The organism is Nostoc sp. (assembly GCF_036917615.1).
Taxonomy (GTDB): domain Bacteria; phylum Cyanobacteriota; class Cyanobacteriia; order Cyanobacteriales; family Nostocaceae; genus Nostoc.
The window spans coordinates 89,864-116,702 of the sequence record NZ_JBALCZ010000019.1; the positions used below are offsets into that span (position 1 = coordinate 89,864).

At 41.3% G+C, this 26,839-nt stretch carries 22 protein-coding genes; 12 read left to right on the plus strand and 10 right to left on the minus strand.

Annotation, left to right across the window (positions count from 1 at the left end; genetic code table 11):
• Positions 1-245: 245 nt before the first annotated feature.
• From V7K85_RS05930 to V7K85_RS05940, 3 genes are all read left to right on the plus strand, one after another.
• Complete coding sequence (locus tag V7K85_RS05930; protein WP_334811745.1) at positions 246-692, plus strand: DUF3598 family protein; 447 nt, start codon at positions 246-248, stop codon at positions 690-692.
• Between the two features lie 160 nt (positions 693-852).
• A complete protein-coding gene (gene hisS / locus V7K85_RS05935; RefSeq protein WP_334811747.1) occupies positions 853-2,241 on the plus strand; it encodes a histidine--tRNA ligase in 1,389 nt (462 codons plus the stop codon).
• Positions 2,242-2,503: 262 nt separating this feature from the next.
• Positions 2,504-3,139, plus strand: coding sequence for a restriction endonuclease subunit R (locus tag V7K85_RS05940; RefSeq protein ID WP_334811749.1), 636 nt, complete (start codon positions 2,504-2,506; stop codon positions 3,137-3,139).
• Between the two features lie 99 nt (positions 3,140-3,238).
• Here V7K85_RS05940 and V7K85_RS05945 read toward each other — a convergent pair whose 3' ends face one another.
• The 4 genes from V7K85_RS05945 to V7K85_RS05960 all read right to left on the minus strand — a co-directional run bounded on the left by V7K85_RS05945 (position 3,239) and on the right by V7K85_RS05960 (position 6,026).
• Positions 3,239-3,991, minus strand: coding sequence for a GUN4 domain-containing protein (locus tag V7K85_RS05945; RefSeq protein WP_334811752.1), 753 nt, complete (start codon positions 3,989-3,991; stop codon positions 3,239-3,241).
• The gene (locus V7K85_RS05950) at positions 3,984-4,337 is read right to left on the minus strand and encodes a toll/interleukin-1 receptor domain-containing protein (RefSeq protein WP_334811754.1); all 354 of its coding nucleotides are present in this window, start codon (positions 4,335-4,337) and stop codon (positions 3,984-3,986) included. The genes V7K85_RS05945 and V7K85_RS05950 overlap by 8 nt, the downstream gene beginning before the upstream one ends.
• A gap of 288 nt (positions 4,338-4,625) precedes the next feature.
• Positions 4,626-5,678 carry a glycerate kinase gene (locus tag V7K85_RS05955; RefSeq protein ID WP_334811756.1) on the minus strand — a complete coding sequence of 351 codons (1,053 nt, stop codon included), beginning with the start codon at positions 5,676-5,678 and terminating at the stop codon, positions 4,626-4,628.
• A 15-nt stretch (positions 5,679-5,693) separates the two neighbouring features.
• Entirely contained in the window at positions 5,694-6,026 is a 333-nt protein-coding gene (locus V7K85_RS05960) for a DUF565 domain-containing protein (RefSeq protein WP_334811758.1), read from the minus strand.
• Between the two features lie 559 nt (positions 6,027-6,585).
• Between V7K85_RS05960 and V7K85_RS05965 the strand changes: the two genes are divergently transcribed.
• Together V7K85_RS05965 and V7K85_RS05970 are read left to right on the plus strand one after the other, a co-directional pair.
• Positions 6,586-7,221 (plus strand): hypothetical protein, encoded by a 636-nt coding sequence (locus V7K85_RS05965; protein WP_334811761.1) that lies wholly within the window; start codon positions 6,586-6,588, stop codon positions 7,219-7,221.
• A gap of 490 nt (positions 7,222-7,711) precedes the next feature.
• Positions 7,712-9,703, plus strand: a complete 1,992-nt coding sequence (locus tag V7K85_RS05970) for an ArnT family glycosyltransferase (RefSeq protein ID WP_334811763.1) — start codon at positions 7,712-7,714, stop codon at positions 9,701-9,703.
• A 385-nt stretch (positions 9,704-10,088) separates the two neighbouring features.
• On the opposite strand, the gene V7K85_RS05975 is transcribed toward V7K85_RS05970, so the two are convergent.
• Complete coding sequence (locus V7K85_RS05975) at positions 10,089-13,352, minus strand: ATP-binding protein (RefSeq protein ID WP_334812036.1); 3,264 nt, start codon at positions 13,350-13,352, stop codon at positions 10,089-10,091.
• A gap of 667 nt (positions 13,353-14,019) precedes the next feature.
• On the opposite strand from V7K85_RS05975, the gene V7K85_RS05980 reads away from it, so the two are divergent.
• The 7 genes from V7K85_RS05980 to V7K85_RS06010 all read left to right on the plus strand — a co-directional run bounded on the left by V7K85_RS05980 (position 14,020) and on the right by V7K85_RS06010 (position 21,569).
• Complete coding sequence (locus V7K85_RS05980) at positions 14,020-14,601, plus strand: KaiA family protein (RefSeq protein WP_334811765.1); 582 nt, start codon at positions 14,020-14,022, stop codon at positions 14,599-14,601.
• Positions 14,602-14,700: 99 nt separating this feature from the next.
• Positions 14,701-15,015 (plus strand): circadian clock protein KaiB, encoded by a 315-nt coding sequence (gene kaiB, locus V7K85_RS05985; protein ID WP_334811767.1) that lies wholly within the window; start codon positions 14,701-14,703, stop codon positions 15,013-15,015.
• A gap of 77 nt (positions 15,016-15,092) precedes the next feature.
• Positions 15,093-16,655, plus strand: coding sequence for a circadian clock protein KaiC (kaiC, locus tag V7K85_RS05990; RefSeq protein WP_334811768.1), 1,563 nt, complete (start codon positions 15,093-15,095; stop codon positions 16,653-16,655).
• Between the two features lie 103 nt (positions 16,656-16,758).
• A complete protein-coding gene (locus tag V7K85_RS05995; protein ID WP_334811770.1) occupies positions 16,759-19,104 on the plus strand; it encodes a TolC family protein in 2,346 nt (781 codons plus the stop codon).
• 161 nt (positions 19,105-19,265) lie between these two features.
• Positions 19,266-19,643: a hypothetical protein gene (locus V7K85_RS06000; RefSeq protein ID WP_334811771.1), complete on the plus strand. Its 378-nt coding sequence runs from the start codon at positions 19,266-19,268 to the stop codon at positions 19,641-19,643.
• Between the two features lie 219 nt (positions 19,644-19,862).
• Positions 19,863-20,372, plus strand: a complete 510-nt coding sequence (locus V7K85_RS06005) for a hypothetical protein (RefSeq protein WP_334811773.1) — start codon at positions 19,863-19,865, stop codon at positions 20,370-20,372.
• 417 nt (positions 20,373-20,789) lie between these two features.
• The gene (locus V7K85_RS06010; protein WP_334811775.1) at positions 20,790-21,569 is read left to right on the plus strand and encodes a photosystem II S4 domain protein; all 780 of its coding nucleotides are present in this window, start codon (positions 20,790-20,792) and stop codon (positions 21,567-21,569) included.
• 85 nt (positions 21,570-21,654) lie between these two features.
• Here the strand turns inward: V7K85_RS06010 and V7K85_RS06015 are convergent, their stop codons facing one another.
• From V7K85_RS06015 to V7K85_RS06035, 5 genes are all read right to left on the minus strand, one after another.
• On the minus strand, positions 21,655-22,431 hold the full coding sequence (locus V7K85_RS06015; protein WP_334811777.1) for an SDR family NAD(P)-dependent oxidoreductase: 777 nt from the start codon (positions 22,429-22,431) through the stop codon (positions 21,655-21,657).
• 155 nt (positions 22,432-22,586) lie between these two features.
• The gene (locus V7K85_RS06020; protein WP_334811779.1) at positions 22,587-23,516 is read right to left on the minus strand and encodes a hypothetical protein; all 930 of its coding nucleotides are present in this window, start codon (positions 23,514-23,516) and stop codon (positions 22,587-22,589) included.
• Positions 23,517-23,963: 447 nt separating this feature from the next.
• Positions 23,964-24,521, minus strand: coding sequence for a hypothetical protein (locus V7K85_RS06025; RefSeq protein ID WP_334811781.1), 558 nt, complete (start codon positions 24,519-24,521; stop codon positions 23,964-23,966).
• A gap of 637 nt (positions 24,522-25,158) precedes the next feature.
• Positions 25,159-25,764: an exopolysaccharide biosynthesis protein gene (locus tag V7K85_RS06030; protein WP_334811783.1), complete on the minus strand. Its 606-nt coding sequence runs from the start codon at positions 25,762-25,764 to the stop codon at positions 25,159-25,161.
• Positions 25,765-25,901: 137 nt separating this feature from the next.
• Positions 25,902-26,786 (minus strand): lipid kinase, encoded by an 885-nt coding sequence (locus tag V7K85_RS06035; protein ID WP_334811785.1) that lies wholly within the window; start codon positions 26,784-26,786, stop codon positions 25,902-25,904.
• Positions 26,787-26,839: the final 53 nt, after the last annotated feature.

Sequence of the window (26,839 nt, forward strand, 5' to 3'; positions counted from 1 at the left end):
TCACAATGCCATTGCATCGACTCACAATGCCATTGCATCAACTCACAATGCCATTGCATCAACTCACAATGTTAATGCATCGACTTACAATGGCATTGCATCGACTTACAATGTTAATGCATCGACTTACAATGCCAATGCTAATATTCAGCAGTTTGAGCGGGTGAGCATTGCTGACCCGCTCAAACTGTTATTTTTACCTTGTGTTGTGCGTCTTACCTACGTTTTTTGAGAGGTGAATTGCAATGTCAAATATTCGAGAAGGAATGCCCGTACTTGCCCGTCATGAAGGAGACTGGGTAGGAACTTATACATTAATTGATACAACAGGAAAAATCCTTGACAAGTATGAATCTCACTTAACTTGTCAATTTCCAGAAAATGGCCCTCATCCCTACTACCAAATCAATCGCTACAATTGGTCTGATGGTAAACGAGAAGAGTATGAATTTCCAGGAAGCTATAAAGATAATAAGCTCTGGTTTGACACCGATCGCATTCAAGGAAAAGCTTGGGAAGTAGATGATTCAGTTGTTATTTTGTGGTTTGCTTATAAGACAAACCCAGAAATGACCATATACGAAATGATATACATTAGTCCTGACAATAACAATCGTGCCCGCACTTGGCATTGGTTTAAGAATAATCAAATCTTTCAACGCACCCTAATTCAAGAAGAACGGCTAAGATAGTAATTTTTCCCCTCAGAGATAAGCACTCATTTTTTTATTCTCCAGTAGTTTTGTAGTTTTGTAGGGTGTGTTATGCCGTAGGCTAACGCACCATCCTAGATTTTCGGTGCATTAAGACTAACGTCCATAATGCACCCTACCAGATTAGTAAGGTACATGCATGGCAAAAGGTGACAAAATAAACTTTTCGACTCCTAGCGGTTTTCCAGAATTTCTGCCTAGTGAAAAGCGTCTAGAACTATATTTGCTAGATATGATCCGTAGAGTTTTTGAAAGCTATGGATTTACGCCCATCGAAACACCTGCTGTAGAACGTTTAGAAGTGCTACAAGCTAAAGGTAATCAAGGCGACAATATCATCTATGGCATTGATCCCATCTTGCCACCAAATCGACAAGCCGAGAAAGAGAAATCGGGCGAAACTGGTTCGGAAGCAAGAGCTTTAAAGTTTGATCAAACAGTTCCTTTGGCGGCTTATATTGCCCGTCACCTGAATGAGTTAACCTTTCCCTTTGCCCGCTACCAAATGGATGTGGTTTTTCGGGGAGAAAGAGCAAAAGATGGACGTTTTCGTCAGTTTCGTCAGTGTGATATTGATGTAGTTGCTCGTCGTGAACTCAGCTTGCTCTATGATGCTCAGATGCCTGCAATTATCACTGAGATATTTGAAGCAATTAATATTGGTGATTTTCTGATTCGCATCAATAATCGCAAAGTTCTTACTGGTTTTTTTAAATCAGTCGGAATTGCTGAAGACAAGATTAAATCCTGTATTGGTATTGTTGATAATCTAGAAAAAATTGGTGAGAATAAAGTAAAACAAGATTTAGAGAAAGAGGGTATTTTAGCAGAACAAGCTCAAAAAATTATTGAATTTATTAAAATTAATGGTTCTGTTGATGAAGTATTAGATAAGCTCAAGCACCTCGCAGAAAATCTGTCAGAAACCGAGCAATTAAGCCTGGGAGTTAGCGAATTAGAAACGGTAATTGCAGGCGTGCGTAATCTTGGAGTTGCCGAAAATCGTTTCTGTATTGATTTATCCATTGCCCGTGGTCTTGATTACTATACTGGCACAGTTTACGAAACAACTTTATTAGGACATGAAGCATTAGGTAGTATTTGTTCTGGCGGGAGATATGAAGAATTAGTCGGGGTATTTTTGGGTGAAAAAATGCCTGGTGTAGGCATTTCTATTGGCTTAACTCGCTTAATTAGTCGTTTATTAAAAGCTGGTATTCTTAGTACTTTAGCTGCAACACCAGCCCAGGTGATGGTAGTGAATATGCAAGATGATTTAATGCCAACTTACTTAAAAGTTTCTCAATATCTGCGTCAGGCTGGAATTAATGTTATAACTAACTTTGATAAGCGTCCCTTGGGTAAACAATTTCAGCTAGCTGAGAAGCAAGGAATTCAATTTTGTGTAATTATTGGTTCTGAGGAAGCAGCATCGCAAAAGTCTTCGCTCAAAGATTTGAAAACAGGTGAGCAAGTAGAAGTGCTACTGGTAGATTTGGCTGAGGAAGTTAAAAGAAGGCTTGGCTAATAAACTTTCAAGATGACTTCTAAAATCTCTTTTTCTCTCTGCGCCCTCCGCGTCTCTGCGGTTCAAAAGTTTTTTATTTAACCACAGAGGCACAGAGAACACAGAGTCAAGAAGTTAAAGAGGAGTTTCTTGAGGGTTAATATTTGATTAACTAACAAATCTTTTTTGTTGCAGCTTAACAAACTTGGTCAGTCAAATAGGGGGTAAAATAGATTTTATATAGATATTTGGATTAGGTTGCACCTTAATCAAGCAAAAATATATGACAATTCTCAACGCTAGTAATTTATCCTTAGAAGAAGTTCATCGTCTGTTTGGCTTTCAAAAACAGTACAATGACTCATTTTCTAATTATTTATCTCTGGAGCTTCTCACCGAAACAGAACAGCAGGAACTTAAACAAATTCAGCATGATTTTGATAGATATCTTACAGCAGGCAAAGTTTCTGAAGGTCAAGTAAAGTTTCTTGCAGTTGCGCCTTTACTAAGATTAGCTGGTTTTTATCGCTATCCTATTGAGATTGTTTTGGAAGAGAATATTGCTGATATTGAAGTTGAAGATGAAGACATCAAAATTAAAGGAATATTTGATATTTTAGCTATTAGTAAAGCTAAACATACAAAACCTCAAACATATTTCTGGATACTGTTAATTGAATCTAAAAATAGTCAGATTGATATATCAACAGGTTTACCTCAGTTACTCACGTATGCTTATAAAAATTTAGATAATCAAAAATCAGTCTGGGGATTAACAACTAATGGTAGAAGTTATCAGCTTGTCTATATTGAACAAGGAAATCCCCCTATTTATTATCTGTTACCAGAACTAAATTTAATGGAAAGAGAGCGTTTAAGTCAGTTGCTACAAGTTTTAAAAGCAATTTGTCAGCTTTAAAAGGTAATTTATGCCCAGTACCAGGTAACGGAAACGTAGAAACCGCAATACTTCGTGTGAAATGACTTGTTTGTAAATCTTCACAATTTCCTGTAAGCCTTATATGTTAAAGTTTCCAAGTCTCCACGCGAGACAAGACGCGAACGACTGTAGCCGTATCCCCCCCGTAAACGTTTTCTCAAAGCCCTCAAATTGATAGCTCCCAAAAGCAGGCAAATGTCCCTGGAGCGAATCGGTGTTGAAGGTCATGTCTGAGTAAGATTGCCAGTCGTTTAAATCTAAAAACATTCCTTTTCGCCATCCGACGCGATCGCCAAACTTTTCGTAGTCTTTTCCAACGCTTTCCCAAATCCGCTTTTGCACACTAAATCCAAAGTGCCCATTGCTGTATTTTACCCACAGTTGGTCAATTGTGCGTAAGTCAGTGCAAGGAAAGTTGTAAATAGATTCAACATCAAGCCAGCCTTGTTGTTCTTTGTCAGTGGCTTTGAGCATAACAACCAGAGTTTCTTGATCAGTTTCTTTCCAATTCTCTGCTTTAAGTAAATCGCGCAACCCTGTATAGTCTACACCTTTCTCAGAGGAAAGACCATCATTCTCCTGTGTTGGTTTTGCAGTGGTTGTTTGAGAAGATTGCGGTTTTTGTTGCCGCCTTTCGGTTTCTTCTTTTATTATGCTCTTGGCTATTTGTTGTCCCAATAGCTTTGCTTGTTCTTGTTCCCGTAGTCGTTCCTTGTTTAGGTTCTCAACTAGCTTCTCAGCAGCCGCCCGAATTCCTTTAGCTACATCTTTGAAGGCTTCATCTGGATTGTGCCAACTCCTTGACACTACAGGTTCAGCATTATTAGGCAAAGCTTGAAGTTTTGCCTAATAATGCCCCACTCCAATCAACGCTTCCCAGAATAACCGGGATAACCCGAGCCTCTTTAGCATTGTGACGTTCTATTGCCTTGTTAACTTCGATATCCCAGCAATAATCAGAAGCAATAAAGTCTGAACTAACGAGCAACAGAATGATGTCGGCGGTGTTTAAATTATCATTAATTTGATGATCCCACTCCTCTCCAGGTAGGATCTTGTGATCGTGCCAGCTTGAAATCACACCCTGCCGTCTCAAAGTACTCAGGTGTTTAGCTAGTTCATCCCGTAGAGCTTTGTCTTTGTGAGAGTAAGAAAAGAAAAGCTTTAACGATGGCATTTTTGGTCTAAGGAGTAGGATAAATCACGCTTTAAGCAAATTATAGTCTTTTTAGCTGATTTGCTTGAGAACTAACGCCAATAGCCAGAGCAGAAGTGACGACAACAAGCCCGCCTCAGAATGAATTCTGAGTCTAATAGCGAAAGTCGTCTTTAGACGACTTAGTAACGGTTATAGTCCATTTTAACGGACTTTAGCTATTAGCCCGGAACTTTAGTTCTGAGCGGTTTATGTCTCAATACGGTTGGGTTTCGTTCCTCAACCCAACCTACAACTTGAAATTACGAATTACGAATTAGCCCGATCGCAATACACTTCACCAAAGCTATGATCAGCATGAATCTCAATTACTAAATCAACCACTGTTGCATCTTTTACTAACGGCTTGATGAATAATTCCGGGTGAAGCGATCGCCAAAAATAATTGACAAATTTCTCTATCTCTGCATTTATCATCCCCGATTTACCCGTAGCAATCATCTGCTGTTCCGCCTGTTTGCGCCACTCCAAAGAATAGCGATAATCGGTGGGATATAACAAAATTAAGCTGTCTAATCGCTCCCACAGTGGTAAATAATCGTGGAGGCGATGATTAATATCACGGGCAAATGCTCTATCTTCATCTGTGAGAATTGGTGGCGGTGCAGTATCAAATACATTTGGCTCAATTGGTCGCACACCCACAAACCAACCTTCAAATAGTACAATATCTACACCTGTTACCATTTCTAGAGTCGTGCGATCGCCAGCGCCGCCATAGGCAGATTTATCAAAGCGGGGAACCATAACTGGACTTTGCAACTGGCGGATTTGATCTAGTACATTTAAACCTAAGTCTATATCGTGGGTTCCTGGTGGGCCTCGCCAAATCAAGCGGGGATCTTGCTGTGTTAAAACCAAGCGATCGCTGTAAGTTTTATACAAATCATCCAAAGACAAACTCAGAGTCCGGTATCCTAACTGATTGAGAATCAAGCTGAGAATTTTGCACATTGTGGTTTTACCAGTGCCTTGTCCTCCCAATATTCCCTGAATCAGGGGGCGTCCCAACTGTTGGCGCACTGATGCTAGTTTGATCCCCAAAGGAAGCCACAAGTCCCACAATACCTGTAACATTTTCTGGGGTTCTATCTGGAGGCTAGTTAGGCAGAATTGACTAAAGGCTGGGAAGACAGATTTTAGTAAATGCGATCGCCTCTCGATCACTTCATCGACATTTTCCGGGGTGATCCCAAAAGCTTTTGCCCTTAACTTATCTGCCAGCGCAGCAACTCTAGCTTGCTGTTGCCAAGTTTCCCCCACCGCATCCGTTGCCAAAATTTCACCCAGCCACAAATTCATAAATTCCCCATCTCACTACGATCCCAGCTTAAAGGCTTCGAGAAACAGGCTGTAGGTGAAACCAACTTTGAGGAGATTTAGTGAGTCTACCAAGAGCGATCGCCTTGACAAAAAGTTGCGACTATAAAATATCCTGCTGGTAATTTCCGTTAACAGTACTAAAAAAGCAGCTATCACAATGTCCAATATACCCTGTTGACCGGCTGTAGTGGAAACTGCGTTTCCCAGAAAAAAACCGAACAAAAAACTAATTATTAACAACGATAGTCGCCGCCAAGGATTTAAAAACCATTGCCCTAAGCGTGTAGCAATGGCATCCAACAAGTTATTGAGACGAGTATTTTGCATTAGATAGACTTCTCTTAAAAAGTTAAGATATCTTGAAATATCTCTATATTTAAAGAGGATATTGGTTTTAGCCTCAGCTTGTTTGTTAATATTGTAGATATATACTGGATTTCCAGTGTTAATTCAAATTTGCACATCCTATTATCTTTAGGTAAGTACAAGCCCTTAGAAGGGTGCTTACTCTAACACCAGATTAAATATACATCTTAGATTTATTTAAGGGTTTGGCAAAGGACGCCTTGTTGAGGCCGTTAGCGGTTTCACGAAATTTTCCTTTTTTTATAAAAATGAATTGGCTGGCTCGGTATATAATTTTCTTATTTTTATCCAAGCCTACGGGCAAGACAGAAAAGAATGGGTGTCTGTACGCCTTGTTTATCAAACATAAAGTAAGTAATTTCCCTGAAACATTTTCTACTAAAAATGATACTTATAATATATTGATGTACTTAATTTCAGGGAAGTATATATAAAGCTACTTTCTCTGATTGCCTTTTGTGATAATAGGCTACTATTTGGTCAAGCCTAGACAAAATATTTATTTCTAATAACTATCAATATGAAATCTTCAGTGTATCGTAACGTCGGTGTTACAGCTTGTTGCTTGGGACTGCTTGTTGCTCTGGTGGGATGCTTTGGAGTGAGCGTATCCTTTGAGTCCACAAACCCAGATACATCTTCACAACTGCCAACTGAAACTACCCAGTTGCAAACAACTTCGTCTACACCCGTTTCACCTGAAAAAGGTATTTCCGCTAGCCTATCTACTCCAGAAGCAACCCCAACCAATCAAGTAGAACATAGCAGTAAAGAGAATACTCATCCTGTCTTGGCAGATCGTGATAAATCAGCAAGCATTGTCAAGGATCAAGGGACTTTGCGAATGAGCAATCAAACAAATCAGCCTGTGCGGCTGGCCCTACTGGCGCGACAGTCGGTAGCAAAAGGCTCTGGTACTAAACAGACTAACTATGATGTACCGGCACATTGGGATTTTGCTCCCCAAGAAGGTAATGATAAAGGGCTAATTCTATCCCTACCTCAGAATAATTTAAAGCTGGAGAAGGGAGATATTTTAGTTGCTTTTGCAGAAGATGGTTCCCGTCGTTACTGGGGCCCCTACGTTGTCGGCGAAACTCAATTACCTAAATGGAATTCCCAAAACAGAGAATGGCAACTAGTGCTGAGTCCATAGTCCAGATTTAGTAGTACGGAAGAACTAGTACAGTGGGCGCGTAAATTTAGCTACCATCAGCCAGACAAAAGGCTGAATCAACTGGTTAAAGCTAGGCAAACTTTCGCCACAGTGTACTAGTACAGCACGGCGTAAATAAACCACCCATTCCAAATCAACGAAACGCTTACGCTGTATATCTGTTTGAATTTTGCGGAAAGTCTGAGCGGAGGTTTCCGACGCTCTCTACGAGACGCTGCGCGAACGCGGACTTGTTTGCGCAGCCCGCCGCAGGCATCCAAACTTTTCAAGAGGAATGCAAGAATTTTGAATTTCGCCTTGCGGTACTAGTGTCTTGGAGAAGTTTCTCTGGCGACTTGGAGCAACAGCCATTACTGAACGGGAAAAAGTGTAGAGTACTGACTAGAGGAAAATTGTTGAATTTAAAACTCCGAAGAACAAAAGATAGATAACCAACGACTATTGATTAGTGATTGTTGACTATTGACTAATGAGAATGAAATTGAGTGTTAAGCGCCCTGTTGATCAGTGGTTCAACAAAATAGAAAAGAATCCAGCCCTTGGTGTAACTGTGTCGATTTTGTGGTTGATAGTGATTGGCTGGGTAACTTTTGGGTGGAATTTAGGCAACACTGGCTTGGTTGATGAGACAGAGCCACTGTTTGCCGAAGCTTCCCGCCAGATGTTAGTCACAGGTGATTGGATAACCCCATTTTTCAATGGTGACACTCGTTTCGATAAACCTGCTTTAATTTACTGGTGTCAGGCGATCGCTTATGCAATTATTGGGGTGAATGAGTGGGCAGTACGCCTTCCTTCAGCGATCGCAGCCTTAGGCTTAATTTGTTTAGCTTTTTACACCGTACATTGGTATTTGGCTAAACAAGACGAATTAGAGCAAATTTCACGTCCTACTCGCCGCTACTTGACATCTTTTATAGTAGCAGCGCTGATGGCACTCAATCCCGAAACTATTGTTTGGGCGAGAACAGGTGTCTCTGATATGCTGCTCACCGGATGTATGGCATCAGCTTTGTTATGTTTCTTTCTAGGGTACGCAGGGAAGGAAAGCAGCAGGGAGCAGGGAGCAGGGGGAGCAGGGGGAGCAGAATTAATAACCAATGACGCCAGTCGCCTCAAGTCGGGAAACCCGCCCACGGCGCTAGCTCCTCAATTCCCGATACCCAATGCCCTATTCCCCAATAAGTGGTACTTAGCTTTTTATGTGCTGATTGCTGGTGCAATTTTGACTAAAGGCCCAGTGGGAATTGTCTTGCCAGGGCTAATTGTTGGCGCCTTTTTGCTTTACGTGGGAAAGGTTCGAGAGGTGTTGCGGGAAATGCGCCTTCTCGTGGGTATATTGATAATTATCGGTTTATCAGTGCCCTGGTATGCTTTAGTGATTTGGCGCAATGGCTGGAATTACATTAACTCCTTTTTTGGTTATCATAACCTGGAACGCTTTACAGAAGTAGTTAATGGTCACTCAGCACCTTGGTATTTTTATTTTTTAGTGGTACTGCTGGGTTTTGCACCATACTCAGTCTATTTACCAGTTTCTATAGTAAGACTAAAGTTTTGGCAGCGATCGCACTGGCGATCCCAAGAACGTTTTCAGCAGTTTGGTTTATTCGCCTGGTTCTGGTTTGCTAGCATCTTTGGCTTTTTCACCATTGCTGTTACCAAACTCCCTAGTTACGTCTTGCCTTTAATGCCAGCAGCGGCAATCCTGGTAGCGTTGTTGTGGAGCGACCTTTTACCAAACACGGAGACAGGGGAAGGCAAGGATACGGAAAATCAAGAGGACATGGGAACATGGGGACACGGCAACACTAGTTCACCGCCTCTCCCTCCCTTACTCCTCTGGAGTGGTTGGGTGAATGTAGTGTTTTTATCATTTTTGGCAACAGCACTGTTTAACATAACCCACATATTAGGTAGTGATCCAGCTATAAGTAACTTCCACGAACTAATTCAACAATCTGGTTTACCAGTAATAGCCTGCGTAATTTGGCTGGTTTGTGCTGTTTTGGTTGCGGGTTTCTTACTGAGTCGCCGCTGGAACTACATTATCAGTATTAACTTGCTCGGATTTGTGGCGTTTTTAATTTTTGTCTTATCACCTGCTTCGTTTTTCATTGATCAAGAACGTCAATTACCCTTAAGGGAGTTGTCTGCGATCATCCTAGAAGCAAAACAACCAGATGAAGAATTGATCATGCTTGGCTTCAAAAAGCCTAGTGTAGTCTTTTACAGCCACATTCACATAAATTATTTAGGATTTCCCCAAGAGGCTGTAGAGCATATTAAAAACCAGGCTGCCAAAGGACTAAAACCTCCCTCAGTGCTGCTGTTGGCTGAACAGAAAAAGTTTTTACAAATGGACTTACAGCCAGATGATTACAAGAGTTTATCGACCAAGGGTGCTTATAACTTGGTTCGAGTTCCTTTTAAGAAAAAGAAAAAGATAGACATATCATAATTGGGAATGGAGTATTGGGCATGAGGTATTGAGCAATTCAATTTTGGATTTTGGATTGACGATAGCGTAGCGTAAAGCCTCTTCTTCTCCCTACAGCCCTTCGGGCATCCTACGGCAGGCTGTTAGCCTCTCCCTTTGGGAGAAGGGGAGACGCTGTTCGCGTTCGCTTAGAGCAAGTCTGCGAGCGTCTTTTGGATTAAATTTCATAGGACTTACGTACAAGAGATCCCCCAACCCCGTCAAAAAGGGGGCTTTCAGGGTTCCCCCCTTTTTAAGGGGGGTTAGGGGGGATCTAGGTTTCAGGTTTTCAGTGCGTAAGTCCTGTTTCAATCTAAAATCCAAAATCCAAAATCTAAAATTCTTACTCCCCACTCCCCATTTTCCATTAATATTTGTCATTGTAACCGTTGACAGCTAAAGCTTGATTGATCTGGTTTAAGAGGTCTTCCATTGATATCGATCGCGGTAATATTTGGGTAGCGATCGCACCAACAACAGTTTCTATAGATTCCAAACCATTCTTTTTTTGCTTGTCAATTTCTTTATAAGCTACCCCAGACTGGAAACTCGTTTCAGGGCGATTTAATCGCTGATTGAGTACCAAAATTGGTGGTAACTTGTCAGGTGAATCTCCCAATGTTTTCAGTGCTTTTAGCACGTCTTTGTGGATAGCGGATTCTCCTAAACAAATTAGCAGTAAGTCAACGCTTTGGTGACGAATTTGTTGTAACACTTCTGCCCAACAGGGACTGATCGCCGCTTTGAAGCCTGCTGTTTGTAGGTACTGAATTAAAGCTTGGAACCACTCAGACCCCCGTTTAGCAGTTTCACTACTAATTGAGCAATTTTTTTCAGTCTGATAACCCTTAACTTGCTTGCGTCTTCCCTGTGGAAAATCACGCAGCATTGTCAAATCCACTACCAAGATGTTGGCAGGGCAGCAAATACCAGAAGCAATTTGCAGTACTGATAGTAAGGCATCTGTTTTATCGGTGCGAGTGCTCTTGTCTTTAGCAAATTGTGTTAAGTAAGGAAATACAGATAACCCTGGTATTTTAGAAGCTATTAGGGTGGTTGCAACATCGCAAGTAACCAGTGGTATAGCCGCCAAACGTGGATGCCCAATTAGTTGTTGCAGATAAATTTGGGCAGTGGTACTTTCGACATCTAGCAAAATTACATCAAACTGCCATACCCGCGCCAAAAGTTCTGCCTGATCTAGGTCATCTACTTCAATCACCCGGTGTTCTCGAAGTGAGGGGTGGGGATTGACCGATTCCAACTTGGGATTCACCAACCTGAGAATTCGCAGTGGGGTCTTAGTTGGGATAATTGCGCTGTTGTCTAACCCTAACTGCAAAATTGCTTGTGCAGTACATAATTTTTCTAGAACTGGTGCTAAGACCTGATGCTCTACTGGCAAGCTTAAGAAACCATCGGCTCGGTTAGCAAATGCTTGCTCCTTTTCCGCTCCCGTCGCGGTCACAATTACAGATATATGACGGGTTGCGCTGTCAGATTTCAGTAAAGTCAGCACATCCCAACCTGATAGCAAAGGTAGCAACGGATTCAAAAATATCGCTATTGGTTGCAAGCGCCGAGCTTTTTCGACTGCTTCTGTCCCCGATCGCGCAATCACTACCCGATATCCTAAACCTTTGAGTTGTTCGGTCAAGTCTTCAATATATCGGGCTACTGCCTCGACTACCAAGACCAACCGTTGCGAACTCGCGGGATGATGCTGTGTGGGGATAATAACATGCTGACGAGCTACTGCGGGGATTTCCCGTGTCTGTTGGTATCGTGTTTCTTCGTCTTCTCTGATTCCCATATCTGGTTCAGAAAAGCCTGTTTTCGGGGGACTGGGCGGCAGAAGTAGTGTAAACTGGCTACCTTTTCCTTCACGAGATAAGAAGCTGACATCTCCTCCGTGGAGGCGAGCCAAGGCGCGAGTTAATACTAGCCCCAGACCAGTGCCTTCAAATTGGCGGGTGAGAGGATTTTCTAGTTGTTGAAATTTTTGAAAGATTAAGTGTTGCTGGTGTTCAGGAATGCCAATGCCTGTGTCCCAAATTGTAAAAGCAATCCATCCTTCCCAACGACTCACCCGCAGCCCAATTTCACCAGATATTTCGGTGAATTTAAAGGCGTTGGAAAGTAGGTGTACTAGCATCTGGCGCAAGCGCAATTCATCTGCCACTATCTGGTCTAAGCCTAGTTCAATGGAAAGGCAGAATTCGGGAGCAGATAAACGGGCATTTGGAGTTGGGGAAGCCGCTGTCGCTTTGGTGGTTTGAGTGTGGATAGCTTTGGCTTCCGATAGGGCGCGATCGCACACAGCACTAATTTTTACTAGCGTCAGCGTCAAATCCATTTGTCCCGTTTCCATGCGGGTCAAATCTAAAATGTCATTAACCACACTCATCAGGTGGCGTCCGCTTTGATGAATCAGTCCCGCATAACGGGCTTGACGCTCATTGAGTTCTCCCAACTGCTGATCCACGAGCAAGCGCGATAATCCCAAAACGGCAGTTAGGGGAGTTTTGAGTTCATGACTAATACAAGCTAAAAATTCATCTTTCAACCGATTTAGTTGAATTAAATCGGCATTCTTTGCTGCCAGTTCTTTGCAAAGCTGTTGCTGCTCAGTCACGTCAGTAGCTAAAACTAACCACAAATCATTGCTGAGTACAACCTCCTCTTCAGCACTCATGACTTTAAACTCAGGACTATCTAATGGAATTTTGGCAAACTGCCAGATTTGCTCCTGACCATTTTGTACTTCGACAACGCAGGTACAAGTACCCACCTGACTATCCAAATAGCACCGACTGTATACAGCATCACCAGATGCTTCTTGGTGAGTCAGTTCTTCTTCACCACCATGCTCATTCTCCCTACCATTGGGATGAACCTTGATTGCTCGTTGGCTGGCATATTCTGGTTTTTCGGAGCGGTTAGGGACAAGTATTGCCTCCACCTGTTGCCTAACTCCTTCTGGATCTTTCAAGGTTCCTAATTGCTGCCACCAGGCGGGATTTCGTGCTACCACCTCGCCAGTACCTGTTTGCAACATCAAAGGCCAAGGCAGTCTTTCCAGCAAGTGTACCAGTGGCTGGTGTCCCAATGATTTGGGTTCATTTGGCGTCTGCACACTAGCATCATACTCATGGCGATGCTTATCAGACGACCTCTGGATGCCTGAACTTTGTAACCCAGCCATGCGTTCCTTAGCCAACAGTCGTAACAGGCGTGAACTATCCAACAGCCCCAAATATTGACCATCAGAGTCAATCAACACCCAATCTAAGGAGGAGTGTTTTTCGGCTTGTGGATAACACAAGCGCAAGCTTAATTCCTCTATACGCTCATAAGCTGATATTGTCTGTATTGGCTCAATTAGACCTTGACCCCAGCTAGAAAGTGATTGGTGTAAATTTAGATTTTTATCGTCACTATATGCTAATAATTTTTGGATTAAACGGGCAGAATACAGCAATCCTATGGGGCATTGCTGTTGATTCACTACTACCAAGCGATCGCACTGCTCTTGCTCAAAAATCTCCAACACCACTGCCAGAGAACTTGTTTGAGGGCAGCTAGGTACGGTTGCCTGAAAGTCATAAAGCGGGTAATCTAGCATTAACATAGGGCTTTGGGGGTCATTCTTCCTGTGGAACCCTCCGGCATTTCCATCTGCCAACTGTTGATGGTCTTTTCGCCTGAAGTCATATCCTCTAAGAAGACTCATATAAGCAACTCTGGTTATTTCAACGCCATTAAATAAAACAACGGGATTTACCCTCACGGACACGGGAATTGCGGACGAGTGCATTTTTCCCAGAGGCGACGTTTCTCATTTCTAGCAACTAGCCTCCCCAGTGTCTTACTGGTATTTAAACTCCTGATCGATAGCGACAGCTAAAACAATTATGGCTCCAAAGAATCCCTTTAGAACCTTGAGGAATTATAATGATTTAGAATGCGACAATCCTTTAAGTTCGTTTAAGTATCTTATCAAGGAGCAAAATAAAAAAATTTATCTATTATTTATGTACATAGATATGCAAAGAATAAATTAGCTACTGTGTTTTGCTATGCCGATAGATAGCTGATCATCAAATACCTACTAAGTCCTACCACTTAGTTGCTGCACTGGGTTGTTGAGTGGCTAGCACTATCTGCTAACACAGAGCGTTATTTTGGGGTGAAATCACCAGTTTACTGCACACCGAGTATTACCCTAGAAGCGTTTGCCAAACTTATCAGCCCACGTTTCTTGGTCAGGGCGATCAAGGAGAGATATTCAAGAATAGATGTTATTACCGATATTGATTCTGCAATCTGATGTTAACAAAAGTTTAGATAATCCAGTTGACTTCGCCAACCAAAAAGGTTTGAGCACGTGGGTGTGGAAATTGATTGACGGGATTATTGCCCAATTTTGCTACCTACCTGTTGCTGCAACTACCTCTGGAAAAATCAACTACTTACTAAATTGGCCGCAACAAAATCGAATTCATGCATACACTGGCAAATACATCTATGTATTTGCCAGTCACACACAAAAAAGCCAACAGCATTTCCAGGAGATGACTCCCGCAGAAAGGCAAGGATTATTAAGACAGCTTAAATCAGATTACACTCTGATTATTATAAATTATTTTACCACAGACAAAACACTCAAAGAACAAATTGAGAAATTTATCAATACTATATTTTATGCTAATATTCCTGTGCCCCAAATCATCGAAATTCACATGGAGGTAATTGAAGAATTTTCTAACCAGCTAAAATTAGAAGGAAGGAGCAATGAAACATTACTTGATTACCGCCTGACGTTGATAGATATCCTGGCTCACCTGTGCGAAATCTATAGGAGTTCGATTTCTAAATAAATTTATCGATGTTTAACTTGGAACAAGCTACCGCTGTTAGTTACTCATAATGCGCGAACAAATATTGTATTTCTATGATTACGATTAGCCTGTAAGTATATGAATAAAGACAGAAAAACCTACGTTCTCAAGCTTTACGTAGCAGGGAACACCCCTAATTCAGTCCGGGCATTAAAAACACTCAAAGATATTTTAGAACAGGAGTTTGAAAGAGTTTATGCTTTAAAAGTGATCGATGTACTGAAAAGCCCACAGTTGGCGGAAGAAGATAAAATATTGGCGACGCCGACATTATCTAAAATCTTGCCTCCACCCGTTCGCAAAATTATCGGGGATCTTTCAGATAGAGAAAGAGTATTGATTGGATTAGATTTGCTCTATGAAGAACTGAGTGAAGAAGATTTTGAAGAGTAAAATTTTAATCATAAAAAAATTGAGTACAAACTTTAGGAATAAAAAAATCGGCTTTAATACTAATTTGTTATCAAGCAATGAGTGAAAACGAGCAAGTAAAACCAAAGCAACCACCGAAAATTGGGGGTATAGAAAAAATTCGCACGATGATCGAAGGGTTTGACGATATTAGTCATGGTGGTTTACCTATTGGTAGAACTACCTTGATCAGTGGCACGTCAGGTACAGGCAAAACTTTATTATCTCTTCAGTTTCTCTATAACGGTATCACCTACTTTGATGAAGCAGGAGTATTTGTCACCTTTGAAGAATCACCCAGTGATATTATTAAAAATGCTCATATTTTTGGTTGGAACTTGCCACGCCTAATCGAAGAAGGCAAGTTGTTTATTCTTGATGCATCTCCTGATCCAGAAGGTCAAGATATCGTTGGGAATTTTGACCTTTCTGCACTCATTGAACGCCTGCAATATGCCATTCGCAAATACAAAGCTAAACGAGTTTCAATCGACTCAATAACAGCGGTATTTCAGCAGTATGAAGCTATGGGAGTAGTGCGGCGCGAGATTTTCCGCCTAGTAGCACGTCTCAAACTACTGAATGTCACCACTATTATTACCACTGAACGTAGCGAAGAATATGGGCCTGTTGCCTCTTTCGGAGTGGAAGAATTTGTTTCCGATAATGTAGTAATTGTTCGTAACGCTTTAGAAGGAGAACGCCGCCGTCGCACAATTGAAATTCTCAAGTTGCGCGGCACAACTCATATGAAAGGCGAATATCCTTTCACGATTACTAATGAAGGTGTTAACATCTTTCCACTAGGAGCAATGCGCTTGACTCAACGGTCTTCTAATATCAGGGTATCTTCTGGTGTAAAAACCTTAGATGAAATGTGCGGTGGTGGTTTCTTTAAAGATTCAATTATTTTGGCAACAGGAGCCACAGGTACTGGCAAAACCTTGTTAGTCAGTAAGTTTATTCAAAATGGCTGCCTGAATGGAGAACAAGCAATATTATTTGCTTATGAAGAATCACGCGCCCAACTATCTCGCAATGCTTCCTCTTGGGGAATTGATTTTGAAGAATTAGAGCATCAAGGTTTACTTAAAATAATCTGTACCTATCCCGAATCAACTGGTTTAGAAGACCACTTACAAATTATTAAATCAGAAATTGCTGTCTTCAAACCAGCTCGCATCGCCATTGACTCCCTATCAGCACTAGCTAGAGGAGTGAGCAATAATGCATTTCGGCAGTTTGTAATTGGTGTGACGGGTTATGCTAAACAAGAAGAAATTACTGGTTTCTTTACCAACACAACCGACCAGTTTATGGGATCGCATTCGATTACTGACTCTCATATTTCCACGATTACCGATACAATTCTGATGTTACAGTACGTAGAAATTCGTGGAGAAATGTCGCGAGCAATTAACGTGTTCAAAATGCGCGGATCTTGGCATGATAAGGGGATTCGCGAGTATAATATCACTGCTGACGGTCCCGATATTAAAGATTCTTTCCGGAACTACGAACGGATTGTCAGTGGTGCTCCTACTCGCGTTAGTATCGATGAAAAGGCGGAACTTTCTCGCATTGTTAGACGTTTTGAAGACAAACAGAGTTCCGAACCCTAAATTTAGTATCGTAGTATATTCTTTCCTAAGTTTAGTATCGTGCTATATTCTGTGGTGAAGAAAGGTTTTCTGCCGCTAGATTGATTTTCGTGTGAGGGATGCGGTGAAAGGACAGCAATTATTTTATAGCTTCTTACCTGGTGTAACGGCAGCGGTCTTAACAACTCAGGCTGCTTGGGCTGGTACTGTGAAAGTAACTGGGGTACAGGTGTCCTCTTCTCCTAGCGTTTTGACTTCTACTCATGGTCAAGACTTGGTTGTGGACATCATGAATACGCAACTGCCTAACAGTGCAGATGTTAGTGTTCCAACCCTGGTATCTGCTTTTGGTTTTACTAAACTTAGTGTGAAGCCTTTAAGTAATAACAATATTCCAGTGTTTACGGCTGGAAATACTGTTGTGCCAATAAAACAAGTATTTAAGAAAGATGAAGGTAGATTTTTAAGTTTGACACCTACCTCTAATCCTTTCCAACAGCTTGCCGTCAGCCGTTCTGCTCAAAATAACCAAAAACAGAGTAATTCAAGCGCCTATGGGCAGAAATTAAAGAGGATAGTAGTTCCTAACTACACTTCAAAATCCCCTTCTGTCCAAAAAGAAATTTTGTCCCTGTCTTCTGCACAGCAGCCAGTGGTTCAAAAGATAAATACTGTTACTCAGTTGCAAACATTTTTACAAACTTCAGCCACAGGTGTAGGAGCCGCAAAACTGGTGTCAGCGCAGAGGTGTCCACAGGAGTTGCAAAAAAGCAAAACTGATTCCTCTGCTGCTTTGCTACTCACCTCAAGCACCTGCTTACAACAAAATGCTATTGGCCGCGTAGCTCAGAGTAATACTCCGATTCCGACAGATTCGACACCAATTCCTACTGTGCCAGGAACCATAACTCCTGCACCAGGAGGTTCAGTGCCACCTGCCACTTTCCCAGGAACCGTAACTCCTGCACCAGGAGGTTCAGTGTCACCTGCCACTTTCCCAGGAACCGTAACTCCTGCACCAGGAGGTTCAGTGTCACCTGCCACTTTCCCAGGAACCGTAACTCCTGCACCAGGGGGTTCAGTGCCACCTGCCACTTTCCCAGGAACCGTAACTCCTGCGCCGTCAGGGTCGGTACAAATTCCCAATAACCTGATTCCTAGCTCAAATCCCCTGCAATTTCCCACCAAACCAGAGGAAGTGAGACTTCAGGAAAATCAGCCGATTACTTTGGCACAGGCTTTGGAGTTAGCACGGCGTAACAATCGCGATCTACAGGTGTCCTTATTGGAGCTAGAACGCAATCGAGCATCTCTACGTGAAGCGCAAGCTGCTTTATTGCCCACTCTGGGAATTAGCACGGATATTACTCGTGGTCAGGATGCTAATACTCAGCGTCTGTTGGAACTCCAACAACAACAGACGGGTATAGCACAGCCAGGAGATAAAGCTAGTACATTATTCAATGGTTCAGCACAACTGTCATATAATCTCTATAGCTCTGGGAGAGTGCAAGCTACCATCAGAGCGGCTGAAGAACAGCTACGTTACTATGAGTTGGCTGTAGAGACTCAGTTTGAGACAATCCGTCTGAATGTTGCCACTGACTACTACAATCTGCAACAAGCAGATGAACAAGTACGTATTGCCCAGTCGGCTGTACAGAACTCCGAAGCTAGTTTGCGTGATGCAGAAGCTTTAGAGCGAGCTGGGGTTGGTACACGGTTCGATGTGCTACGCTCTCAGGTGAATTTAGCAAATGCCCAACAAGATTTGACTAATGCCAGATCCCAGCAGGCAATTTCCCGTCGTCAATTAGCAACTCGGATAAGTTTGCCGCAGGCGATAAATATCAGTGCCGCCGATCCTGTACAGTTAGCTGGTCTTTGGAACCCAACGTTAGAACAAAGTATTGTGCTGGCTTATCAAAATCGTCCGGAACTGCAACAGCAGTTAGCACAACGTAATACTTATGAGCAACAGCGTAGGCAGGCCCTTGCGGATCTGGGTCCTCAAGTTAGTTTGGTCGCCAGCTACAACCTGGAAGATCAGTTCAATGATAATGTCAGCGTTACTGATGGTTATTCATTGGGAGTTAGGGCAACCCTAAATTTGTATGATGGAGGAGCAGCAAAAGCAAGGGCAGATCAGTCCAGAGCTAATATTGCGATCGCAGAAACTCAATTTGCTGAACAGCGCAACCAAATTCGCTTTCAGGTAGAACAAGCCTATTCTACCCAGCAATCTAATTTGGAAAATGTTCAAACCTCTAATACCGCTTTAGAACAAGCTAGGGAAGCTCTACGTTTAGCGCGTTTGCGATTCCAAGCTGGTGTAGGCACTCAAACTGATGTCATTAACTCTGAAAACGACCTTACAAGGGCTGAAGGTAATCGAGTCACAGCAATTTTGAATTACAACCGCGCTTTAGCTCAGTTACAACGGTCTGTTACCCTCAGAGCACTACGCTAGTACTGCTGATTTATCTCCCAATTAAAAATTAAAAAAGCCTTATTTTTCAATAATTAGATTGAAAAATAAGGCTTTTTGCTAAAAAAACGTATTTGTAACAGGAATTTTGTGAAATGATGTAGCATAACTGAGTGTTCGCTCGCTCGCTTTCTCAAAGACCCATGACTAAAGTAACATCTCAAGAGATTGCACAGTTTCGCTCTCAATTGGCAGATGATCCCAGCGATATGGAAGCGCTAGATTTGATTGAAGACTGTGATGGAGATTTAGAAGATGCAGCGATGACGCTAGCTATCCGGGCAGGACAACAACCAGAAAGAGCAAATTCCGAGTGGTTAGATGCCTTGGCTAGAAAATGGCGTGTGGTCATTTGCGAACAAGAATATCGCGAAGATTTGCTTAACACTTCACTTCAGAAGATGATGGAATATCTAAAAACAACGCCGACGTTTCCTAAGATTTTGGCAACACCAGTTTTAATATATGTCCTCAAGCAAGGCGTGAACAATTTTTGTGAGCCACTAGATTCGTTAAAGTGATCAGCCCATGTACATTTAACTTGTGCGATGCCTGCGGCGGGCTACGCCTACGCGGTTTACAGTTGAGTTGAATACAGACCTAACCCCCAACTCCTTCCCTACAAGGGAAGGGGAGTAAGACTCCTAACTCCTGATTCCTAACCAATGCAAGATTGATTCGACCAGGACTGATACGCTGTTAATTAAGGCAAAACTTCTATTAGACAAATTGTAAAATCAATGAATTACCTTGTTGCCGTATTACCAGACCGCATTCAAGCCGAAGCTGCTTACTTAGCTTTAGAAAAAGAAGGCATAAACAGTACTATTTTGGGAAGGGGGTATAAAACGGCTGACGAGTTTGGCTTAATTGACCCCAAAGACCAAGCTAAAAAGCAAGCACAACTGATGGCAACCTGGCTGATACCATTTGGCTTTTTTGCAGGTTTTACATTCAGCCTGATCACTGGTTTAGATACTTTTGCCTGGGCGGGTGAAGTTGGCAATCACATCGTTGGCGGACTGCTGGGTGCTGCTAGTGGTGCTATGGGTGGTGTGTTTGTGGGTGGCGGAGTCGGTTTACTCGTAGGTAGTGGTGATGCTTTACCTTATCGCAACCGCTTAGATGCGGGTAAATACTTAGTTGCCGTTCAAGGTTCTGAAACTCTCACTCGGCAAGCAACTCGAATATTACGTCAGTTTGATCCAGAAAATATCCAAGGTTATGGTGACACAAATACCGTGTATTGAATGAATTATAGTTTACAGATCACTACACAGCGACTTGAGTTGCTTCCCTGTGCTTTGGAGGTGGCACAAGCCGCTGTGATCAAAAACAAATCCCAAGTATAAAGGCTGTTGGGAGTAGGGATTTCTGATGATTGGTATACATCAGAGGTGCAAGATTTGTTGTTTAAATATACCCAAATTTTGGCAGGCGATGTCTAACGACAAGCCGCTCTGCATCTACGCTCTGTGCTAATTTGAGGTGTGTGGTTGATAATTCACATTCAGGTCGGGCATGAGCCAAACAGGACATGGGGCATTGGTAGAAAAAAGGTTTATATTAATTAATATGGTTTGCCTCATTTACCCTTACCTACTTAGCAAGCTTAATTTTCAACTCCTAACTCATAACTTATAACTCATAACTCATAATTTTTAAGAATGTTGCCACGAGAAGAACTTTTAAAAGGTGTTGAAAATCGAGATAGTGTAGCTCGTGTAATTGACCAAGCAGAGCAAGCCATCAAAACTTGGGAAGTGGTTTTGACAGATTTTCTCTCCCCCCCAGAATTGGCGGAAATTCAACGGGTGTTTAACCGATTAACAGAAGTGCAATTGGCGGCGTGGGGCGGATATCCGCAAGCTGAACGCCAAAGAATAGCGATCGCTCGTTCCGAACTTCCCTTAGATCAATCTCAAGTCAGCCTTGTCGCCGTGGAAATCGCTGGTAATTTCCTGTTTGATACCGCTTCTCACCGCGACTTTTTAGGCGCAATGTTGGGGACGGGAATTGTTCGTGAAAAGACGGGAGACATTATTGTCCTGGGAGAACGAGGGGCGCAGGCGATTGTCGCACCAGAGTTGGTGGAATTTTTGGAAATGAGTCTTAAACAGGTGCGATCGGTTTCTGTGAAAACTCAGCGGATTGAGGTAACTGAATTAAAGGTTCGGGAACCCAAGAAAAAAGAATTAACTACTGTGGAAGCTTCTTTGCGATTAGATGCGATCGCATCTGCTGGTTTTGGCATGTCCCGCAGCAAAATGGTTGATTTCATTGATGCTGGTGATGTCCGCGTCAATTGGAAGGAAGTTACCCAAGCTAGTTCTCAAGTCAAATCAGGCGACTTAATCGCTATTCGCTCTAAAGGACGTTTAGAAGTTGGGGAAATCGCCGTTACCAAAAAAGACCGTTACCGAGTTCAATTAACAAGATATATGTAACAAGTGAGGAGTGAAAAGTTAGGAGTTTTAAATACACCAGTTTTTTTAACTCCAAACCCCTAACTCCTAACTCCTAACTATATACTTAGGCTTTAAAGTGTTTTGCTAACATATTCAGTAGAAGTTTGCGCGGTACGAGCCGAGATAATTTGCTTCTAATTTGAGTGTTAGTACCAGAACTAATAACGGTTGGATACCCTTTTTCCAAAGCCTCTAAAGATTCTAAAACAACTTTTTCACAAGAATACACTTTATCTGTACTGCTTGCCAGTGCTGGAGGAAAATTAGCTTCTGCAAAAAAGTTTGTATCTATTGGCCCTGGACAAGTGACTAAAATACGGACACCATATTGACGATTTTCTGCCCATAGTGCTTCACTAAAGCTGAGAATAAAAGCTTTACTGGCAGCATAAACAGAAAGGTATGGTATCGGTTGAAATGCGGTAATTGAAGATACGTTAATAATACTTCCAGAACGACGTTGCCGCATCAAGGGTAGAAATTTATGGGTTAAATCTACCAATGCCAAAATGTTTAATTGTACGATTTTGACTTGTCTTTCTCCATCTCCTTCAGCAAAGTCGCCATAGTAACCAAAACCAGCATTGTTGATTAATAAGTCTATGGTTAATTCCTTTACTTTAGTAGCATCAAATACAGCAGCAGCTGCATTAGGTTCTGTGAGGTCTTTGACTATAACGTCTACTTGAATTTTGTGTTGTTCTTGTAGTTGTTTAGCTAATTGGCTTAGTTTCTCTTCAGAACGAGCAACTAGTACAAGATTTGTCTTGCGTGCAGCTAGTTCTTGGGCAAAAGCTTTACCAATACCACTAGAAGCACCAGTAATTAAAGCAGTTGGCATTATACATATTAAGATAGTTTTTAACCACCATTAAAATCTTAGCTATGCTGGCTATAAGTTTTAACTACCCAAAGTGATATACCTAAAAGGGTAAAAGCAGCAGCTAGTACTGAAGTTTAGAGTGGATGCTTCCTCCACTCTAAACTTCTCCTTCGCTAAAACTTAACTTTCGGAAGTGATGTGAATTCACCAACTACACCGATATGGGAGATTCTTAAATCTTCTTCATCTGTATATTGAATAGAGGAGTCGATTTTTTCTGGTAATTCTCCGTCCTTGCACGACCACTCAAATATAAATTTAGAGTCGAAATGCTTGAGGTTAGAAAATATCTGCTTCCATTGGTTTCGTCGAATTCGATTTCCCCACCTTGATTGTAAGTCTCTCGAGTAGGCTTCCTGTTGATAAACCAAGAAATCAAATGGTCTTTCATTTAAATTTTTGTGATCCAGTAAATGAATGAGATGGAACATAAACCCATCTTCAGAGAGGCCACTTACAAGATTTTCTAAAAGTGGCACAACATCATCAACTGGCACATGCTCTAACACAGATTTGGAGAAGATGAGATCTATTTTTTCTTTACTAGGTAGTTTTTGAGATAAATCAACTGGAGCAATGTATTCTATGCCCAAGTCTTGTAAGACATCTACGGAGAAATTTTTTAATGAAAGCAGTTTCTTTAAACGTAAGCTAATAATCTCACGATCTTCAAATGTAGATAGACTATCTAAGATACTCCAATCTACAGACTTACAGACGGCTTTGAAAATATTTTCGGGTTGTAATAACGGGTAAACATCCGTTGCATAAACCTTTTTTGCTCCGAGAAGATAAAATACTAACGAATGAGTCAATAACCATCCACTTCCAATTTCAAGACAAATTTTATCACGTAAGACATATTTATTTTTACCAGCCTGAAGCAGATAGATAGCAATTTCATTGGCACAAATATCAAGCCTTTTACCTGCAATAGCTAGCTTACTTGAATGCATTTTATTGTATAAAGCTTGATATAGTTCAGATGATATAATAGTCGATTTGGTTCGTTCATCAAGAAGACTCTTTACTAGATTTTTCATTTTGTATATCTCTCTTACTTAACTTATCGTGAATTGAACACAACACTATTAACTATCCCAATGAGATAGGTTTCTGTATAAAAAAAGCATTTCGCCCTTATCGCTTTTTATACGTCTCAGTCCGGAAAAAGGTACATAACTTTCCAAGACAGTCTTTAGAGAACTCTACAGAATAGTTAATCTTAATTAGAAAAAATGTACTCCACAGGAGTTAAATTCATAACGCAAGCTATGGCAGAAGTTGAAACACAGATTTACCATCTTCCCAATGTCAAAAAATGGTTGGTGAAAATTTTTTCTAAATCAGCCTAGCCATTAGATCATTCTTGTTATGGAGTTCTCTTAAAGCATAATTATCACTCTTTCGCGCCTTTTTTCTAAAGGAAGATAGTAGATCCTAAATAATAATTTTTCTAATGACAATTCAAATTAATTTTGAATTGCTAATTACCATTTTTCAGACCAATAGATAATTTCTGAGGCTGAACTATTAATTGCAACGCCGTAGCTATCTCCATGATTCCACTTGAAGCCAGGTCTACCTTTGTCTTCTGTATTTAATACTAATATTTCATAAGTAGCTGGAAAAGATTCTGTAGGAGAGTCACTGGTGTAGAAGAAAGTTGTCGGCACACCGTTAGGCTGGTTTATGTGGTCGTTTGTGTTACCACCCATATATTTGTGCTTTGCACTACTTCTGTATTGTAAAAGTAATTTTTCTATCTCTTTTGGCGGCTGTTTCAGCCTAATTTGAAAAAAACTACTTCCTTGCAAAAATTCGGGAGAGTAAGCAATGCGAACGCTTTTGGCATCAGTGGGAATCTCATTAGGAAAATGTTTTACTTGGTAATTATTAGACCATAGTTGATTACGAATTTCTTTGTAGCGTGATCTATCAGTTATTATTTTAGGTTTACTAGTACTGCTAAAAGTTTTTCTCATAAAAAAGCTTCCCCCGACAATACTAAGACTAGCAAGGGTTAATAGAAATTGCGATCGCTTCATCGAGTTGGGTGCATCTAACTTTCATAGTCATATATTCAAGTAATAAACTAAATTCGTACTATTGCGGATATCTGATCAGAGATATTAACAAAAACTTTGTGTATCTACAGGAAATTCAGGATAATTGTAAAATTATAGTGAAGTTAGTCAATGATTACCTAGTCAAAAACCGCAGGTTATCTTCGTTGAGACTAGTAGTACCTTTGTGGCTAAACGAAATCAATTCCACAGACATCTATTTTTTTTTCAATTCTTCCTGATGCAGCAATAACTAAGGCGGATATATAAATAGTAGATGCACCTTAATTAAATCACAGCCCTCAGCTTTTAGTTGGGGGCTTTTTTTATTGCTGATATTTTTTATTTTTTGAATAAAATAAATTTGCTTATAAGTCTAATTTTCCCGGATATGGCAATCAAGAAAGCGGATTAATAAATAGTAGATGCACCTTAATTAAACCATAGCCCTCAGCTTTTAGTTGAAGGCTTTTTTATTGGTGATATTTTTAACCAGTGAAAAAAATAACTTTGTACACAAGTTAAATCTGCCCGGATATGGCAATCAAGAAAGCGGATTAATAAATGGTAGATGCACCCTAATAAATTACAGCCCTCAGTTTTAGGCTGAGGGCTTTTATTATTTAAATATAGATGGCAGCAAACTGGGAGCTAACCACACTGCATAACCAATAAATCCAAACAGCAAGGTAATCAGAACAGTAATGCCGTAGCTGATGCAAATTAATAAACCGTCAGATTCGATGGTGGCAACAGTCAAAAGTAAAATACCTATAGTGGGAATAGGATTTGTAAACGGAATTGGTAATATTAGTAATACTGTTAATAAAGAGATACAAAGCCCATTAATTCGCCAAATCAAAGGATTATGGGCTATTTTTGCCAATCGGGGACGGGCGATTTTCTGTAAAACTTTGGTAAGACGTCCCAAATTTTGCAAAAGTAACTGAGCAAAGGGACGAGGAAATTTGTAGTTAGCGATTCTTTTTGGGAGCCAAGGCGATCGCCTCCCTAAAACCATTTGCACTGACAACAATAAACAAGCACCACCAAAAGGACCAGTTAATCCCGGTGGCATAGGAAATAAAAAGGGCAAAACTAATAATGTAATTACCAGGCTGAACCCTCGTTCTGAGGTTTCCGCCAGAATATCGCCTAGAGTTAGCGGTTGTTCAGCTAGGCGTTGCAACAGGGACTTTATATCTTGAGAAAATCTCAGATGCATTTGGCGTGAGTTGATGCGAGTTCCCACATTTTGAGCAGAGAAAGATCGGGGAGAATAACTCCTAACTCTGCCAATTTTAAATTTTGAATTAAGGAAAATCTAAAATCTAAAATCTAAAATCTAAAATTGAATGACTCCTAACTCATGACTTCTGGAGGCACTAAAACAGCTATAACTTTAGGTATAACGCGAAAATGAGCAGGTGTGTAGGTAGTGATTTCACCATCTGTATTGATAGGGCGCGGTTTGTGAGTATGCACCTCTATTTCTTCACCTTGAAGAGAGCGTACACTCGGCCAATGTATATGTCGCCCTTCTCGCATCGCCGGAAATATTGGTATAATATGCAACCAATGTTTTATCTCTAAGCTATAAAGGTCTAGCCTTTGGTCATCTATTGTGGCATCGTGAGCCACTGCCATACCACCCCCATAATAGCGGCCGTTACCCACAGCAATTTGCACTGTTTTCACACGAACTGATTCACCATTGATCACAATCTCCGCAGTAAAAGGTCTAGCTTCCCAAATCACTTGCAATGCAGTGGCAGCATAAGCAAATATTCCCCAACGGCGTTTGACTTGTTTGGTAAGTCGCTGGGTAATTTTTACACTCAATCCCATACTGGCAACGTTAAAAAAGTGCTTGCCGTTCACCCAACCCAAGTCGATGCGGCGAAAATTTCCATAGGCAATAATTTTGCAAGCTTTGCTGAGGGAATTCGGGATTCCCAAAGTCTTCGCTAGGTCGTTGGCAGTTCCTAGAGGCAAGATTCCCAAGGGCAACTGAGTATCAACTAAAGCATCTACTGCGGCATTGAGAGTCCCATCTCCTCCACCAATGATTACCAAGTCAACTTGATACTGATAGCGAAATATAACTTCAGCAAGATGTTTGGGGTCTTCTGTAAACTCCTCAATTAAATCAAAGCCGAGTGTCTTCAGATATTGAATTGCTTCCAACAGACCCTTTTGCCCTTGGCGGGCATGACGATTTACTAATAGCAGTGCGCGGGAACTCATGGGTAGTACTTTTGTAGTTGATAGTTCCAATTATTCGCATCAATGTATTCTGC